We start from the raw sequence: 18,000 nt of genomic DNA on the forward strand, positions 1-18,000 counted from the left end.
GCTGAATAGTATCAGGCTTCGGTAGCCGGTTTTGTCTGCACATTTTCCAGCATGCGACGCACCGGAACAATGAGGACGATCAGCACCGCAGCACAAATCAACAGCGCGATGGAGCAACGGGCAAAGAGGTCCGGCAGCATATCCAGCTGGTCGGCCTTCACGTGACCACCAATCAGGCCCGCAGCCAGGTTACCCAGCGCACTGGCGCAGAACCACAGGCCCATCATCTGACCGCGCATTCTTTCCGGCGCCAGCAGGGTCATGGTTGCCAGACCAATCGGACTCAGGCACAGTTCCCCGAGCGTCAGCATCAGGATACTGCCCACCAGCCAGAACGGAGAAACCCCTGCTCCACCATTGCTCAGCACGTTCTGTGCCGCCAGCATCATCAGGCCGAAGCCCGCCGCCGCGCACAAAATACCGATCACGAACTTGGTGATACTGCTCGGGCGAATATTATTGCTCGCCAGCTTCGGCCATGCCCAGCTAAATACCGGTGCCAGCAGAATGATGAACAGGGCATTAATCGACTGGAACCACACCGCCGGGATCTCAAAATCACCGATCATGCGGTTAGTGTAGTCGTTGGCGAACAGGTTGAAGGAGGTTGGCTTCTGCTCGAACGCGGACCAGAAGAACGCGGCGGAGACCAGCAGAATAAAGCATACCAGCAGCCTTGCGCGCTCTTTGCGATTCAGCCCGGCGAAGATGAACAGGTAGATGAAGTAGAGCGCGACGGAGGCGGCAATCACATATACCAGCACGCTGGCCACCGCGACCGGATTAATCACAATCACGCCCTGGGCAATCAACGTGACGATGATTGCAACACCCACAGCCAGCGCCAGCAGCCAGGCACCCACGCCGTTACGTTTCACTACTGGACTGTTCCAGGTGGAGTCCAGACCGACTTCGCTGTCGTAGCGCTTCATGGCCGGAACGGCAAACACGCGGAAGATAATCAGGGCGACCAGCATCCCGATACCGCCGATACCAAAGCCCCAGTGCCAGCCGTGGGTTTTAATCAGCCAGCCGGAAATCAGAGGAGCAATGAACGAGCCCATGTTGATGCCCATATAGAACAGCGAGAAACCGCCGTCACGACGCGCATCGCCCTTTTTGTAGAGGGTACCGACCATGACCGAGATACAGGTCTTGAACAGGCCGGAGCCGAGCACGATGAACATCAGGCCGATGAAGAACAGGTTGTCGCCCATAATGGCCGACAGGGCAATCGACAGGTGCCCGAGCGCAATCAAAATCGAACCGTACCAGACGGCCCGCTGCTGGCCGAGCCAGTTATCCGCCAGCCAGCCGCCCGGCAGTGCGGCGAGGTACATGGTGCCCGCGAAGATGCCGACAATCGCCGAGGCGTTTTCACGCGCCAGGCCCATTCCGCCGTCATACACGGTGGCGGCCATAAACAGGATCAGTAGCGGGCGAATACCGTAAAACGAGAAACGCTCCCACATCTCGGTGAAGAACAGCGAACCGAGCGGATAAGGATGGCCGAAGAAGGTTCGGCTCTCTTTTTGATTAACAGAGGATTGCATAATTCTCCCGAAAGGTATGTGTCGTGCTTGTAAACACCAGCATGTACGCCGAACGGTTACGTATCCGATCGATTTTTTACATGCGGCGAAATGTTGGTTAACCATTTGATAACCAGGCGCTAGTTTTGTCTAGTACCGAACCCTGGACTTTAAGATGAAAATTCGACGATTGTCTACTTTCTTAGATATAAACATGGTTAAAAGCGAATAGTGATTGACATCACACAGGGAAGGCAGACCTTTTGAATGAGCGAAAAAAACCCGCGACAGGCGCGGGTTTTAGTGAGTTCGGTAAGAATTATTTGCTTTTCTTAATGTGCTTAATCAAACGCTTACGCTTACGCATCTGGTTCGGCGTCAGGGTATTACGTTTATTCGCAAACGGGTTTTCCCCTTCCTTGAACTGAATACGGATAGGCGTACCCATCACGTCCAGCGACTTACGGAAGTAGTTCATCAGGTAGCGTTTGTAGGAGTCCGGCAGGTCTTTCACCTGGTTACCGTGGATCACCACGATAGGCGGGTTATACCCCCCGGCGTGGGCATATTTCAGCTTCACGCAACGGCCACGCACCAGCGGCGGCTGGTGATCTTCTGCTGCCATGTTCATGATACGGGTCAGCATCGCCGTGCTCTGGCGGCGGGTAGAGCTGTCATAGGCTTCACGAACGGATTCGAACAGGTTGCCTACGCCGCTGCCGTGCAGGGCAGAGATGAAGTGAACGCGGGCAAAGTCGATAAAGCCCAGACGGAAGTCCAGCGTCTCTTTCACCTGTTCGCGTACTTCATTGCTCAGGCCATCCCACTTGTTGACGACGATAACCAGTGAGCGCCCACTATTAAGGATAAAGCCGAGCAGAGAGAGATCCTGATCGGAGATACCTTCACGTGCGTCAATAACCAGCAGCACCACGTTGGCGTCTTCAATCGCCTGAAGGGTTTTGATCACCGAGAATTTTTCCACTACATCAGTGATTTTCCCGCGCTTACGCACCCCTGCAGTGTCGATAAGTACGTACTCACGTTCATCGCGCTGCATTGGAATGTAAATGCTGTCACGCGTTGTGCCTGGCATGTCGTAAACCACCACGCGCTCTTCGCCCAGAATACGGTTAGTAAGCGTAGACTTACCTACGTTTGGGCGACCAACGATAGCCAGCTTAATCGGCAGATCCTGCGGGTTGAAGTCATCTTCCGGCTCTTCCTCGCCTTCCTCTCCGGCTTCAAACTGTGCCCAATATTCGGCGTCTTCGTCCACCTCTTCCGGCGGGTTTACTTCATCAACCCACGGCAGCAGAACGGTTTCCAGCAGGCTGGTGACGCCACGGCCATGCGAGGCCGCGATAGGATAAATATCACCCAGACCTAAAGACCAGAAATCCGCAACGGCCTGATCGGCATCGATACCGTCAGTTTTGTTCGCCACCAGGAAGGTTGGCTTTTCGCGTGAACGCAGATGTTTAGCGATAGCGGAGTCCGCGGGCATCAGGCCAGCACGCGCATCCACCATAAACAGAACCACATCCGCTTCTTCGATAGCCAGCAGAGATTGCTCTGCCATGCGGGTTTCTACGCCGTCTTCCGTACCGTCAATACCCCCGGTATCGATACAGATGAACTCGCGTCCTTCCACCTCTGCACGACCGTACTTACGGTCACGCGTCAGCCCCGGGAAATCCGCAACCAGCGCATCACGGGTGCGTGTTAAACGGTTAAAAAGAGTGGATTTTCCAACGTTAGGGCGCCCGACAAGCGCGACCACAGGTACCATGTTTGAAGCCTCATAAAATTCAAAATAACGTCGCTTTCGCAGCGTTTTTAAAAATGTCAAAACGGCTCCTGAGTGAACAGGAGCCGTTTAGTATACTACAACCGCCGTGTAATTAACGCGTGATCGCGTACAGCGTGCCGTCTTTTGCCTGAATCAGCAGTTTGCCGTCAGCCACAACCGGGTCGGTCAGGAAGCCTGAGCCGTCCACTTTCTGCTGCGCCACGAAGCGGCCATTCTCTGGATCGATCCAGTGCATATAGCCTTCACTGTCGCCCACCACCAGGCTGCCGTTATACAGTGCCGGTGCGGTCAGCAGACGGTGCAGCAGATCGCTCTGCGTCCACAGCGTCACGCCACCTTCGGTGCTCAGCGCCAGCAGACGGTCGTTCTGATCCACCATATAAATACGGTTGCCGTCGACAATGAAATCGTTCACGGAACCCAGCTCACGTTTCCACATGATCTGGCCGCTACGCAGGTCCAGCGCAGTCAGGTTGCCGTTATACGCCAGCGCGTAAACCACACCGTCAACGATGACCGGCGTGGTGTCCACGTCACTCAGACGGTCGATTTCAGTTGAACCGGTCGCCTGGGAAATACGCTGCTGCCAGATCATCTGACCCTGCTGCATCAGTACTGCGCTGACACGACCGTTGTCACCACCCACAATGGCGGCGCCAAATGCAGTCGCCGGAGCAGATTCACCACGCAGAGACAGCGCTGGCATATCCAGGTTAACCGTCCATTTTACCAGACCATCGGCTTCGTTCAGCGCCTGCAACTGGCCGTTGCTGGTATGGATCAACACCAGGCCGTCGCTGACAACCGGACGTGACAAGGATTCACCGGCAACGCTGGTCTGCCATGCAACCGAACCGTCGCTGGCATTCAGCGCGTAAACCTGCGCTTTTTCGCTGCCCACATACACGTGACCGCCGGCAACGGTCAGGCCGCCAGAAAGCAGCGCAGGTTTACGGGAGAACCAGCCGTCTTTTTCCGCCAGGTTAATGGACCACACTTCTTTTCCGTCATCAGCGTTCAGCGCTTTAACGGTGCCTTTGCGATCGGCCGCATAGACCACGCCGTCAGCAAATGCCGGGTGCAGGTTGGAATAAAAATCGCCAATACCATCACCCACGGAGGTGTCCCAGGCGGTGGACGGAGTGAACTGGTTTTCAACCGTCGGCAGCGGGGACATTTTGACAACGTCTTCTTCGCCACTGAACAGTGAACAACCACTCAATAACGTAACAGAAAGCAGTCCTGGCAGAAGTAATTTACGCAATTGCATTGGGTCCCTCTCAGACGGACAAATTATTTATTTTCATCTGCATCATTTCGCTCAGCGCAGGTGAAGCTTTACTATCCACGCCAGCTTGCCACGCTTTACGCGCGCCCGCTTTATCACCCTTACTCAGCAGTGCTTCACCGCGAAGATCGGCGACAATAGCGGCAAAGCCATCACCTTTGATGGTATCAAGCGTTTTCAACGCGTCGTCGGCTTTTTTCTGCTGAACCTGAATACGTGCCAGGCGCAGATTGATCACCGCTTTCAGATTTTCGTCACTGGCAGCAGCAAGCCCCTGAGACAGTTGCGCAGCGGCTTTGTCCAGTTCGTTTTTATCAACATACTGCTGAGCCACTTCCAGCGCAGCCAGCGCACCGTAGGTGTTTTTGTTGTCAGCGGCAAATTTCTCCGCAGCCGTCAGCGTTTGCGGCTGATCGGCACGGATTGCGCTAACGGTGTTTTCGTAGTTCAGGGATGAACCGCGAGCAGAGTCAGCCTGATGATTGTTCCAGTAACGCCAGCCAACCAGCGCACCAACACCTAAAATAACCCCTACAACCAGTGCCTTGCCGTTTTCAGCAAAGAAGCGTTTAACCGCATCAACCTGGTCGTGTTCGTTCTCGTACATTTCCACGCAGTCCTTCTCCTTAGCCCAATAGAGTGCGCAAGTGCGCCGCAACGCCATCCTGCGTTACCGTAGTTTGTTCACCAGAGCGCAGGTCTTTAACCACCACTTCGCCGTTGGCCACTTCGGACTCACCCAGCACCAGTGCAATACTTGCGCCCCACTTATCGGCACGAGCAAACTGTTTTTTAAAGTTGCCGCCGCCGTGGTTGGTCATCAGCTTTACGTCCGGCAGCGCATCGCGCACGCGTTCGGCAAGCTGCATCGCCGCAGACTGCGTATCCGCACCTGAGGCCACCAGGTATATATCGACAACAGGATCGGCTTTAAATTCCGGATTAACTGCCTGAACCAGCAAAACAAGTCGCTCAAGGCCCATCGCGAAGCCTACAGCCGGTGCTGCGCGACCACCCAGTTGCTCGACCAGTCCGTCATAACGACCGCCAGCACAGACGGTGCCCTGCGAACCGAGGCTGGTGGTGACCCACTCAAATACGGTGCGGTTGTAGTAATCCAGACCGCGCACCAGACGCTGGTTAACGGTATAAGCAATGCCCGCCGCTTCAAGCAGCTTGCACAGGCCAGCAAAGTGTTCGCGGGAATCCTCATCCAGGTAGTCACCCAGCGCTGGCGCATCGTTCAGCAGCGCCTGTACGTCAGGATTTTTGGAATCGAGTACGCGCAGCGGGTTGCTGTACATACGACGCTTACAGTCTTCGTCGAGCTTCTCTTTGTGTTGTTCCAGGAACGCCACCAGCGCATCGCGATAGTTCGCACGCGCTTCCAGAGAACCGATAGAGTTCAGCTCCAGGGAAACGTGCTCAGAAATACCGAGCGCACGCCACCAGCGGGCAGTCAGCATAATCAGTTCGGCATCGATATCTGGTCCTTGCAGACCAAACACTTCCACGCCAAGCTGGTTGAACTGACGGTAGCGGCCTTTTTGCGGACGTTCGTGGCGGAACATCGGGCCGATATACCACAGGCGCTGCTCCTGATTGTACAGGAGACCATGTTCGATGCCGGCGCGTACGCAACCCGCCGTCCCCTCAGGACGCAGGGTCAGGCTGTCGCCGTTGCGGTCCTCAAAGGTATACATCTCTTTTTCAACCACGTCGGTTACTTCGCCGATCGCGCGTTTGAATAACGGGGTCTGCTCTACAATCGGCAAACGAATTTCGCTGTAACCGTAGCTGCCGAGCACCTGCTTCAGTGTGCCTTCAATGCGCTGCCAGATGGCGGTTTCGCCAGGCAGATAATCGTTCATGCCGCGGATGGCTTGAATGTTTTTTGCCACGTTTATTCTCTTTCTATATACAAAAAAGAACCCAAAGAATGGGTTCAATCATACATGGGAAGCAGCCTGCTTCCCATCACGTTATTTTTCAACCTGCTGAACGCTGATGCGCTGCGCTTCGTCCATCATCGTCGCTTTTGCGCGAATGCGGGCTTCAAGCTGGTCGATCATATCACTATTATCCAGACGATCTTTACGAACGCCATCTTCATAGAGACCACTTTTCTTGTTACCGCCGGTAACGCCCAGCGTGGACACCAGCGCTTCACCCGGACCGTTCACCACGCAGCCGATGATGGAAACGTCCATCGGGGTGATGATGTCTTCCAGACGCTGCTCCAGGGCATTGACGGTGCCGATCACGTCAAACTCCTGACGTGAACAGGTTGGGCAGGCAATGAAGTTGATCCCACGCGCGCGGATACGCAGTGATTTCAGGATGTCGAAACCGACTTTGATCTCTTCCACCGGATCGGCGGCCAGGGAGACGCGTAACGTGTCACCGATGCCTTCAGAGAGCAGCAGGCCGAGACCAATTGCCGATTTTACCGAACCGCTGCGCAGACCGCCCGCCTCGGTGATGCCAAGGTGCAGCGGCTGATCGATCTGTTTTGCCAGCAGACGATACGATTCAACGGCCAGGAAGACGTCAGACGCTTTCACGCTCACTTTGAACTGATCGAAGTTAAGGCGATCCAGATGATCGACGTGACGCATGGCGGATTCGAGCAGCGCCTGTGGCGTCGGCTCACCATACTTTTCCTGGAGATCTTTTTCCAGAGAGCCAGCGTTTACGCCGATACGGATTGGAATGTTTTTGTCGCGGGCGCAGTCAACCACCATGCGAATGCGCTCTTCGTTGCCGATGTTGCCTGGGTTAATACGCAGACAATCGACACCGTATTCAGCGACTTTCAGCGCGATACGGTAATCGAAGTGAATATCGGCAACCAGCGGAACGCTCACCTGCTGCTTGATCAGTTTGAACGCCTCAGCGGCGTCCATGGTCGGCACTGAGACGCGAACAATGTCCGCGCCGACGCGTTCTAATGCTTTGATTTGATTAACCGTCGCTTCTACATCCGTAGTACGCGTATTGGTCATCGACTGGACGGCGATAGGCGCCCCATCGCCGATTGGCACGTTCCCAACGTAAATACGTTTCGATTTTCTACGTTGAATAGGAGCCTGGTTATGCATGTAAAATCTCCCGCATTGCCCGTCTGTTACTGTGCTGCTGATTGTTCGGCATTAACGGTAAGACGCGCAACCTGGTTAGTTCTGATAAAGCGGCTCAGATCGACAGGTTTTCCTTGATACTGGATCTGTACCGCTGCCGGTGCGCCGATTTTAAGCTTGTAAGGTGCCTGGCCCGTTAGATTTAACGTGCCATCTTTACGTTGCAGGCCGCTGAACAGCTTTTTACCTGTCGCGTCAGTCACTTCCAGCCAGCAATCAGCCGTGAAATTCATCACCAGCGCATTCGGGTCAACGGCAGGTGCCGCCGTACCCGCCGGGTCAGTTGGCAGTGACGCCGCGGTGTTATCTGCCGGTGCCGTTGCCGCAGGGGCGGTATCAACATTGGCCTGAGAAGGTGATACGACCGCGTTCTGATCCTGGGCCTGGGTGGCTGGTGCGGTATTCGCCGTCGATTCTGGCGTCGCCGCTGGCTCGGTTGCAGGCGTGCTGCTTGCTGCCGCCTGAGGTTCGCTGGAGGTCGCAGCCCCTTCGGTGCTCAGCGGCACGCTTTGCGCGCCGTTAGTACCAGACTGATTAAGCTCAGCGGAGGACTGATCGGCCATGGTGGTGATCTCTTCCTGTTGCGCTTTGTGGTTTTGCCACCACCATGCGCCCGTCAGGCCGACAACCACGAACAGGACCAGCCAGGTAAAGCTCATCAGCCAGCCATCGCGTTTTTTACGACGTTTACCCAGAGAGAAGCTCTGCATCGGCGCAACTTTTGCCGCACGCACAGGCGCCTGCTTCTCCATCATCGGCAGTAATTCGTCTTCAGGGATATGAACCAGTTTGGCGTAAGAACGGATATAACCGCGCAGAAACGTTGAAGCCAGATCGGCGGGTGCCTTATCTTCTTCAATGTCGCGAACGGTGGAAACCTTCAGGCACAGGCGTTCTGCAACGGCTTGCTGGCTGAGTCCGAGTTGTTCACGGGCGTTGCGAAGACGAACGCCAGTGGAGAGTGCTGCATTTTGATCGTGAGTGGCTTCAGTATTCATTCGCTACAACTACTGGTACGTGAAAATAAGGGTTCAGGTGCCGGTGAGTCACAATGCCACCCGCACCGCGAAACTTTAGGTCAGTTAACCTGGAACAAACAGTATAAGACTGTCGGGCCGCAGATGACAGCGCTGGCAGGCCTTCACGCTAAACTGTTGTTACGTCGTTACATACTGCCCGAAAGTCGTATGAAACGCACCGTAATTATTAATCAGTCGTGATGATTGTGGCTGGTTATTCAGTAAATTAATGCTTCACGGCGCAAAAAATGCGCCGTGTCTGCATAATAATCAAACGGTTTTAACCGCGATTGACTCACCCTGCATACGCTTACGCAGCGTACGTTTCGTGCGGTCAATAACGTCACCCGCCAGCTGACCACAGGCTGCGTCGATATCGTCGCCACGCGTTTTACGTACGATGGTGGTGAAACCATACTCCATCAGCACTTTTGAGAAGCGATCGATACGGCTGTTCGAGCTACGGCCATACGGCGCGCCCGGGAACGGGTTCCATGGGATCAGGTTGATCTTACATGGCGTATCTTTCAGCAGTTCAGCCAGCTCATGTGCATGCTCGGTACCGTCGTTAACATGATCCAGCATCACGTATTCAATGGTCACGCGGCCCTGGTTAGCATTCGATTTCTCCAGGTAACGGCGCACGCCAGCCAGGAAGGTTTCGATATTGTACTTTTTGTTGATCGGAACAATTTCGTCACGGATGGCGTCGTTTGGCGCGTGAAGGGAGATGGCCAGCGCAACGTCAATCATGTCGCCCAGTTTGTCCAGCGCAGGCACAACGCCGGAAGTAGAGAGCGTAACGCGGCGCTTGGACAGACCAAAGCCGAAATCGTCGAGCATGATTTCCATCGCCGGAACGACGTTGGTCAGGTTGAGCAGCGGTTCACCCATCCCCATCATCACCACGTTGGTGATTGGACGTGTACCGGTGACTTTCGCCGCGCCCACAATTTTCGCCGCACGCCAGACCTGGCCGATAATTTCCGACACGCGCAGGTTACGGTTAAAGCCCTGCTGCGCCGTAGAGCAGAATTTGCACTCCAGCGCACAGCCCACCTGAGAAGAGACGCACAGCGTGGCGCGATCGTCTTCCGGGATATACACGGTTTCAACGCGCTGATCGCCAACGGCAATAGCCCACTTGATGGTGCCATCTGAAGAGCGCTGCTCTTCCACCACTTCCGGTGCGCGGATTTCCGCCACTTCTTTAAGCTTATTGCGCAGTACTTTGTTGATGTCCGTCATGTCATCAAAGTTGTCGCTGCAATAGTGGTACATCCATTTCATGACCTGATCGGCACGAAACGGCTTCTCGCCCATCTCTTTAAAGAACTCGCGCATCTGCTGACGGTTCAGGTCCAGCAGGTTAATTTTTCCATTTTTATTGGGAACCGCAGGAATGGCGACTTCGGAGGTATTCACTAATTCAGACATAATTTTTTCCGGCCTCGTTGTTACACGTTGTGGCCCTTGGTGGGTTGAAAAGAAACGCCCCGGTAAGCAGTCTGCTCGTCCGGGGCGTTGCATTGTACAAAGTCTGGCGCAGGGATGCCACGTTTGCACGCGGCATTTACGAAATTATTAGCGAGTGCGCGGGCACACTTCGCCTTCTGCAAAGAAGAACGCGATTTCGCGCGCAGCAGATTCAACAGAGTCGGAACCGTGGGTGCCGTTCTCGGTGAAGCTGTCTGCGTAGTCAGCGCGCAGAGTACCTGCCAGCGCGTTGTCCGGGTTGGTTGCACCCAGCAGATCGCGGTGACGCTGTACCGCGTTTTCGCCTTCCAGTACGGATACCACGATTGGGCCAGAAGTCATGAACTCGACCAGACCGTCAAAGAATGGGCGACCTTCGTGCTCAGCGTAGAAACCGCGAGCCTGTTCAACGGTCAGGTGCAGCATTTTGGTGCCAACGATCTTAAACCCTGCTGATTCAAAGCGAGCGAAGATGCTGCCAATAACGTTTTTTGCCACCGCGTTTGGTTTGATGATGGAAAAAGTACGTTCAATAGCCATTGATAACCTCTGTAAAATGTTCTGTTGTTTTTGCATACCTGAGTATGGTGTGGCGCGGATTATAAAGAGCAATAGCGCCATTGCCTATGGTTATGCATAACATTTTTTTAAAATGAGACGAAGATTAGCAACAGCTCGTATTTCGCATGCCGTACTGATGGTGAAAACAGAGCGGACACTGCTTTTCATCAGAACTAAATGACCAGAAATGCCGGTGGCACGTCAAACAAACGGCTTCATATGCCGGTATGGTCACGCTTTTCGCTGTCCCGTCTGTTTGCGTCACGTTTATCGCCACATGCTGGCATACCGCTTCGCAGCCGCCACACCCCGTACAGCGTCCGGTTTCCACGACCAGTTCAGCGTTCTCAAACCGAATCGCGTTTTCCGTACAACTCCGCCAGCACGCGCCGCAGAGTACGCAGGATTCGGTATCGAGAGTTATCTCTGCCTCGCTAAACGCAGAAAACGCCCTGCGCAGCTCACGCTGACCGGGCACGACGCAACAGACCCGGACATCCTCACGGGGAACGTGCATCAGCGCACGCCGGGCGGTATTTACCTCGTTGACGGGTATATGTTTAAACGCCCACGCTGCTTCACCACGTCGACGAAGCGCCAGATTCAGCCGGGCAATCGCCAGCAACCAGTCAGGATTCTGCTCCGCGTCGATACTGATAAAACGAACGTGGTGCTGCGCGTGCCACAGCAGAAGCTCATTCACCTCTGGCGCACGGTCAGTAAAAGGCCCAACAAGCGTATCGCCACACAGAAAACGTTTTCGCGGCGTGATGCCGGTGATGGCTTCAGCGGGGCAGACAAACAGGCAATCACCGCATTCAATACAGCGGCTGTCATCAACCGAGACGCCGGTGTCGGTAAAAGAAAAAGCCTGCACGGGACAGACGTCCGCGCAGGCACAGCAGGAAGAGTGGCGAAAACGACGACGGACGCACGCATGCGTCACGTCCATCGCCGGGGCAAAGGTTAATCCGCCCATCAGCCAATACTGAAGAAAACAAAGCGCAGCATCAGCTCACCCACAATCAGCAAGGCGCTGCCCAACAGCATTGTGCCTCGCGCCGCTTTTAAGCCGCCCGCAGCAAAGCACAGCATACCCGCAACGGAAACGCACCAGCTCAGCAGATGCACGGTTCGCAGTTGCTCCAGCATTTGTAACGGTGCGTGTGGGAACGTCACAACGGTGTTGTCCATAGCCGTAATATCTGCCAGCCAGACGGGCTGCATCACCAGACGTGCAATCACCAGCAGCGTGATAATGACAATCGCCGTTCGCACGCGAGTCTGGGAACGTGCCCCAACGGCCATGCAGGCTGAACCGATAATTCCCACCGAACCGATAAACAGCACCAGGGTATTAATGTGATGCCACGTCACCACGGATGCATGCATCTAGATCTGCGCCATGCAGAACACATCCACCAGCCCGACAAGACCTGCCACAACCAACAGCGGCTTCCAGCCTGGTTTTTTGACAAACATCAGCAGCGTTGCGAGGCCAAGTGCCGCAAGATAAAGACTGGCAAAGATAATCTCACGGCTCAGCCAGGAGCTGGATACGTGACGCAGCGCGTTGAACGCATTAAGTGGATAACCCATGTGCAACGCGGAGGCGAGCAGACCGAGGCTGGCCAGCACAAACGCTCCGGCAGCCGGCAGCAGCGCGCTGCGTTGCGTGCTTCCGAAGGCCAGCCACAGCGTAACGCCAACCGATCCTTGCAGGAACAGCGTAAAAATCAGCAGCGGTAACTCATGCATGACGTTTCCCCTCTTTCTCTGCGCCCTGATGCGCTTTGATCACCAGGTTCGGTTTGGTGATGGAGGAATCAGGCAAGCCTTTCACATCACAGACCGCACCATACTTCGCCCGCAGTTCATCAATCGGCCCGAATTTAATCGCTTCGAGAGGACAGGTTGCCACACAGACAGGCTGTTCCCCCTTCGCCTGTAGATCCACGCAGAAATCACATTTGGACATCTGCCCGGTCTGCTCGTTGAGCTGTGGCGCGCCGTAAGGGCATGACCACGCGCAGTAGCCGCAGCCGACGCACTTATCAGTATCTACGCGCACAATACCGTCCCCCGGACGCTTATGCATCGCGGTGGTCGGACAGTTTTTGGTGCAGATTGGGTCGGCACAGTGGTTACAGGAGATAGAGAGCGTGTAGGCAAAAACGTTATTGCTGACGCCGCCCTGCCCGGTCGGGATAAAGCTCCCGCCATTAACTTCGTACACGCGACGGAAACGACGTCCGACCTCAAGGTTGTTTTTATCTTTGCACGCTACCTGACATGCTTTGCAGCCCGAGCAGCGAGAAGAGTCGATATAAAAACCCAGCTGTTTGTCGCTTACCGGTGCGTAATGTTTAAACTGACTCATGCTTTAGCTACCTCCACCAGCATGGTTTGATGGGAATTCCCTTTCGCAAGCGCGGTAATACGTGCGGAACTGAGCACGTTCGCGCAGCCGCCCTTATCAATACCCTGCTCGTCCGGCTGCCACCAGGCACCCGCCTGCATGGCCACAACGCCTGGAATGATGCGCGGCGTGACCTCCGCCGGGATCTCGCAAATGCCGCGCGCGTTATGAATACGCACGGTATCTCCCTGCGCAATGCCGCGTTTTTGCGCATCCTGCGGGTTGATCCACAGCTTTTGCTGCTGCGCCTCAATTAACCACGGGTTGGCGTACTGGGTGGAGTTAGCGCGGTTTTTTCCTTTCCAGGTAATCAGCTGGAGCGGGAAGCGTTTCGCCAGCGCGTCTTCCGGCCCTTCATGGGCAGGCACGTAGTGCGACAGCGCCGGAATTTCCGGGTGATGCATGTCGTACAGACGCTTCGAGAAGATCTCAATTTTTCCGGACGGCGTCGGGAACGGATGATTCTGCGGATCGCGAATGTTGTCTTCAAAGGCGACGAACGGCGCGCTTTTGAAAAGGTGCTGACGCGTCTTCTGTAGCGTCGCGAAGTCCGGCAGGTTTTCGTCAGGCATGGAAAGACGCGTCTGCTCCCAGATGTGCTCAATCCACGCTTTTTCGTCACGCCCTTCACTGAACGCGGGTTCGACGCCAAGCTTAGCGGCGACCTCCCGCAGCCAGTCGTAGTCTGAACGGCGTTCAAATTCAGGTTCAATGAGCTTTTCTGACAGGATCAGATAGCTTGCCGTGCCCCAGGTTTCGCCGATATTCCAGCGTTCCATAAAGCTGGTTTCCGGCAAAAGAAGGTCGGCGTATCGGGCGCTCGGCGTCATAAACAGATCGCTTGCGACGATAAACTCGATTTTCGACTCGTCTTCCAGGACACGGGTTGCCTGATGAAGATCCGGGTTCTGGTTAGCCAGATAATTTCCCGCCAGCGAGAACAGGATGCGGATATTGCTGTCCAGCTTTTCGGCATCCTTCAGGCCGACGTCCGCGGTGACCTGAGAGGCATCGTCGGCGGCCTGCACCCAGTTCATCACCGATATTTTGGCTTTGACCGGGTTGTCCGGCATCTCTGGCCCGGCGGCAAATTTCCGGTTTGCGCAGCCGCCATAGCCTGCTGCCCAACCGCCTTTCACCCCGACGTTACCCGTGAGCGTAGCCAGCAACGTCGAGCCGCGCGCGGTGCGCTCGCCGCAGTTATGACGCTGCGGTCCCCAGCCCTGGATCAGCGCAGCGGGTTTGGTGGTTGCGTACTCGCGCGCCAGTTGCCGAATTGTTTGTGCAGGCACGTGGGTGATTTTCTCTGCCCACTCGGGCGTTTTCGCCACGCCATCTTTTGCGCCGCTCAGGTAAGCCATCAGGGATTCATTGGCCGGAACGCCTTCTGGCATAGTGTCTTCGTCAAAGCCCAGGGTGTAGCGCTGAATAAAGTCGCGATCGTGCAGGTTCTCCGTGACGATCACATACATCATCGCGTCCATCAGGGCGTTGTCCGTGGTGGGAAGCAGCGGGATCCACTGATCGGCCAGGGAGGAAACCGTATCGGAATAGCGAGGGTCGACAACAATAAAGCGAGTGCCGTTTTGCTTCATCTTCTGGTAGAAGTGGTTGCTGTGACCAAAGATCGTTTCCGTCGGGTTATGTCCCCAGAGGATGACCAGTTTGGTGTCCAGCAGCGTGTCAAGAGAGCTGCCGCTGGCAGCGGTGCCATAGGTATACGGCGTTGCTGCCGCCGTGTTACCCATACTGACCGAGTGATAGCTTTCGAGATAGCCGCCAGTTAAGTTGAGCAGACGACGAACCATTTTATCGCCGGAAAAAGTCCCGCCGGACACAGCGGTGCCCACATGAACATAGCGTGAAGCCGCACCGTATTTTTGCGTAATAGTTTTTAATTGATTCGCAATAAGGGTGGTGGCTTCATCCCAGGTAATACGCTCGAATTTTCCTTCGCCACGTTTCCCTACACGTTTCATTGGGTATTTCAGCCGATCGGGATGGTAAACAAATTTCCGATAAGCCCGGCCACGCACGCAGGCGCGCATTACGGGCATTTGCGGATCCAACGCGTTATCCGGACGCGTAGAAATTCGGGTCACAACGCCCTCACTGACGTGAGCACGAATATCACACTTGCCGCCGCAGTCAAACGTACTACAGGTTTGCACCACTTTTTCTTCAGGCGTAGTGTCTGAAACCGCCGCGCCCTGTGCCTGTACTTTGCCGGTTTTGACGACAAAAGGCAGAGCGGCGAGCGCCGATCCTGCCTGAATAAACTGACGCCGGGATATGGCGGGAATAGTCCCCTCTCCCTGATGTTTATTTTTTTCCATTGCTCGTTCCTTAAAATAAAAACGCATTCTCGTTTTTTTTCAGGAACGGATATTGATAATTATCAAGCTAACTCTTGAGGAGTAACACTTAGCGATCTAACTCAAAATTGACCGTCGCCGTTTGTCCGGTTTCATCTAATACAACTAACTGATATTTACCCGGTAAATATAATTGCAGTGAATAATTCTTCTGATGTCCGTCCAGCGGTTCTCCATTCAAAAACCACCATCGTTGCCCCTCCCCGCCGCTGGTTGAAACGAACAGGGTCATGTTTTTCTCACCCGGAAGACGTTTAATTACCGCCCCTTCTCTGACGCCTGACAACATCAGCGGCGCCGCATTATGGTTATCCAGCGGAGGGCAAATCACTGAACGGGCGGGGAGACGAGCAGCCCGTTTTTCGGCAGCAGGCAGCCAGGGCTCCAGCGGCAGCGGCCAGACATCCAGCACTTTTTCTGTCGCATCAGGACAATCCGCTGCGACGCGTTTGCCTTCTTTATCCAGCCAGACCGGGAAACGGATCCCGCGAATACCCTCTTGTTCCGGCAGCAGCAGCGTAGGCGGTTCACTGCCTTCCAGCAGCCAGGTTGACAGCCGACGCCGACAGTTTTCGTTCCCTTCAGGCAGGGACTGGCCCCCCGGCCAGCAAATCACGCCCCGTCCTACGCTTGCAGGACGCGGATCGCGCCGCAGACGGGCTTCATCCACCATCGAGCGGGACTGAAGCATGTTATTGACCTGATTCAGGAGCGGAACTGCGCTGGCGAAACCAAACTGCCCGGCAACGGGCGTGCCGTCCGGACGTCCGGTCCAGATTCCAATGACATACCGGGCGTTCAGCCCGATGGCCCAGGCATCCCGGTAGCCATAGCTGGTGCCCGTTTTCCACGCCAGCGGCGCAACCTGGGGCAGCGCACTGTCCGGCAGGGGCTGTGCTTCACTGGCGAGAATGCGACGAATGATCCACGCCGCCCCCTGCGACAGCAGCGGACGTTCGATCAGCGGATCGCCCGGCTGTAAACGCAACCGGCCCGCCTGCCCCTGCCGCGCAAAGGCACTGTAGGCGGCAGCGATATCAGCCAGGCGTGCCCCTGCGCCCCCCAGGATCAGGGAGAGGTTGGGCTGCGCACCCGCAGGGAGTATGAGCGGTAATCCCGCGTTGCTCAGCATGCCTGCAAAACGTTTTGGGCCGTACGCTTCCAGCACCTGCACCGCAGGCAGGTTGAGGGAACGCACCAGGGCTTCGCTCATGCTGACCGGACCATGGAAACCGCTGTCAAAGTTGCCGGGGCGATAATCCCCCGTTTTTCTTGGAACATCCTGTAATAACGAAGCGGGATGGATCAGGCCATCGTCCAGCGCCATGCCATAGATGAATGGCTTGAGGACCGATCCCGGCGATCGGATCGCATTGACCATATCCACGTGACTAAAGCGACTGTCATCATTGATATCTACCGAGCCTACCCAGCCACGCACTTTCATGGATGTATGATCCACGACGATCATCGCCAGTGAACTGCGGGCAGGCAGGCGCGATTTCCAGTTCATTGCCAGCTCTTCAAGCTGTCGTTGCAAAGCTGCATCCAGCGTGGTGACTATTTTTGTGTCGCGGCTTTTACTCAACATCATGCGGGAAAAGAGCGGCGCCAGCTGCGGCATCTGCCGGGGGGCCAGCCAGACCGGCTCTTCACGGGACTCTTTCACCTGCTTCTCAGACCAGACGCCCTGAGTCAGCATGCGGTCGAGCACTTTGTTCCGCGCCGCTTCGGCACGTTCCGGCCAGCGGTCGGGGCGCAGACGGCTGGGTGCCTGTGGCAGTACAGCCAGCAACGCCGCGTCGGAATAGCTCAGCTGAGACGGCGGTTTGCCAAGATAAGTCCAGCTTGCCGCGCCCACGCCCTGCAACGTGCCGCCAAACGGGGCACGGTTGAGATACAGCGTCAGGATTTCACGCTTGGAGAGATGCCACTCCAGCTGCATCGCCCGCCACAGCTGACGAATTTTACCGCCAAAGGTACGCGGATGCGGATCCAGCAGGCGTGCCACCTGCATGGTAAGCGTGCTCCCGCCAGAAACCACTCTCCCGGCGGTGAGATCCTGCCAGGCGGCACGCAGTACAGAAAGCGGATTGACGCCAGGGTGATCCCAGAACCAGCGATCTTCATACTGGATCAGCGCCTCAAGATAGCGTGGGGAAACCTCTTCAATGGTAACCGGATAGCGCCAGATGCCTTCGCTGTCGGCAAAACGCCACAACGGAACACCCTGCTCATCCACGACCACTCGCGCAGGGTTGACCTCTTTCAGGGGCAACGGCCACACGCGGTCAGCGGCGACAATCAGCCCCCCTGAAAAGAGAAGCGCTCCCGCAAGCCACAGCCAGCGGGAGCGAATCAGGCGTGCTATCTGCAT

13 protein-coding genes and 1 pseudogene are annotated in these 18,000 nt (G+C 55.7%); all 14 read right to left on the reverse strand.

From position 1 onward, the window contains the following. Positions 1-11: 11 nt before the first annotated feature. Positions 12-1,553 carry a peptide MFS transporter gene (locus tag ACQG1K_RS16160; protein ID WP_023306697.1) on the reverse strand — a complete coding sequence of 514 codons (1,542 nt, stop codon included), beginning with the start codon at positions 1,551-1,553 and terminating at the stop codon, positions 12-14. Between the two features lie 298 nt (positions 1,554-1,851). Beyond that, a complete protein-coding gene (gene der / locus ACQG1K_RS16165) occupies positions 1,852-3,324 on the reverse strand; it encodes a ribosome biogenesis GTPase Der (RefSeq protein WP_426720784.1) in 1,473 nt (490 codons plus the stop codon). A 112-nt stretch (positions 3,325-3,436) separates the two neighbouring features. Then, entirely contained in the window at positions 3,437-4,615 is a 1,179-nt protein-coding gene (gene bamB / locus ACQG1K_RS16170; RefSeq protein WP_022648999.1) for an outer membrane protein assembly factor BamB, read from the reverse strand. Positions 4,616-4,625: 10 nt separating this feature from the next. Next, positions 4,626-5,246 carry a YfgM family protein gene (locus ACQG1K_RS16175; RefSeq protein WP_032622338.1) on the reverse strand — a complete coding sequence of 207 codons (621 nt, stop codon included), beginning with the start codon at positions 5,244-5,246 and terminating at the stop codon, positions 4,626-4,628. 13 nt (positions 5,247-5,259) lie between these two features. Continuing rightward, entirely contained in the window at positions 5,260-6,534 is a 1,275-nt protein-coding gene (hisS, locus tag ACQG1K_RS16180; RefSeq protein WP_022649001.1) for a histidine--tRNA ligase, read from the reverse strand. 81 nt (positions 6,535-6,615) lie between these two features. Beyond that, positions 6,616-7,734: a flavodoxin-dependent (E)-4-hydroxy-3-methylbut-2-enyl-diphosphate synthase gene (gene ispG, locus ACQG1K_RS16185; RefSeq protein WP_003860619.1), complete on the reverse strand. Its 1,119-nt coding sequence runs from the start codon at positions 7,732-7,734 to the stop codon at positions 6,616-6,618. 26 nt (positions 7,735-7,760) lie between these two features. After that, entirely contained in the window at positions 7,761-8,771 is a 1,011-nt protein-coding gene (rodZ, locus tag ACQG1K_RS16190; protein WP_058676985.1) for a cytoskeleton protein RodZ, read from the reverse strand. 291 nt (positions 8,772-9,062) lie between these two features. Continuing rightward, positions 9,063-10,229, reverse strand: a complete 1,167-nt coding sequence (locus tag ACQG1K_RS16195; RefSeq protein WP_003860623.1) for a bifunctional tRNA (adenosine(37)-C2)-methyltransferase TrmG/ribosomal RNA large subunit methyltransferase RlmN — start codon at positions 10,227-10,229, stop codon at positions 9,063-9,065. Positions 10,230-10,376: 147 nt separating this feature from the next. After that, on the reverse strand, positions 10,377-10,808 hold the full coding sequence (gene ndk / locus ACQG1K_RS16200) for a nucleoside-diphosphate kinase (protein WP_003860625.1): 432 nt from the start codon (positions 10,806-10,808) through the stop codon (positions 10,377-10,379). A gap of 124 nt (positions 10,809-10,932) precedes the next feature. Then, the gene (locus tag ACQG1K_RS16205; RefSeq protein ID WP_367075120.1) at positions 10,933-11,808 is read right to left on the reverse strand and encodes a 4Fe-4S binding protein; all 876 of its coding nucleotides are present in this window, start codon (positions 11,806-11,808) and stop codon (positions 10,933-10,935) included. Next, a pseudogene (locus ACQG1K_RS16210) lies at positions 11,808-12,587 on the reverse strand (dimethyl sulfoxide reductase anchor subunit family protein). Before ACQG1K_RS16210 ends, ACQG1K_RS16205 begins: the two are co-directional and overlap by 1 nt. Then, positions 12,580-13,209, reverse strand: coding sequence for a DMSO/selenate family reductase complex B subunit (locus ACQG1K_RS16215; protein ID WP_022649006.1), 630 nt, complete (start codon positions 13,207-13,209; stop codon positions 12,580-12,582). The pseudogene ACQG1K_RS16210 and the gene ACQG1K_RS16215 overlap by 8 nt, the downstream one beginning before the upstream one ends. After that, positions 13,206-15,584 (reverse strand): DMSO/selenate family reductase complex A subunit, encoded by a 2,379-nt coding sequence (locus ACQG1K_RS16220; protein WP_367075123.1) that lies wholly within the window; start codon positions 15,582-15,584, stop codon positions 13,206-13,208. The genes ACQG1K_RS16215 and ACQG1K_RS16220 overlap by 4 nt, the downstream gene beginning before the upstream one ends. A gap of 88 nt (positions 15,585-15,672) precedes the next feature. Continuing rightward, complete coding sequence (pbpC, locus tag ACQG1K_RS16225) at positions 15,673-18,000, reverse strand: peptidoglycan glycosyltransferase PbpC (RefSeq protein WP_367075125.1); 2,328 nt, start codon at positions 17,998-18,000, stop codon at positions 15,673-15,675.

Origin of the sequence: Enterobacter cloacae complex sp. 402C9, assembly GCF_050030745.1 — a bacterium.
Taxonomy (GTDB): Bacteria; Pseudomonadota; Gammaproteobacteria; order Enterobacterales; family Enterobacteriaceae; genus Enterobacter; species Enterobacter intestinihominis.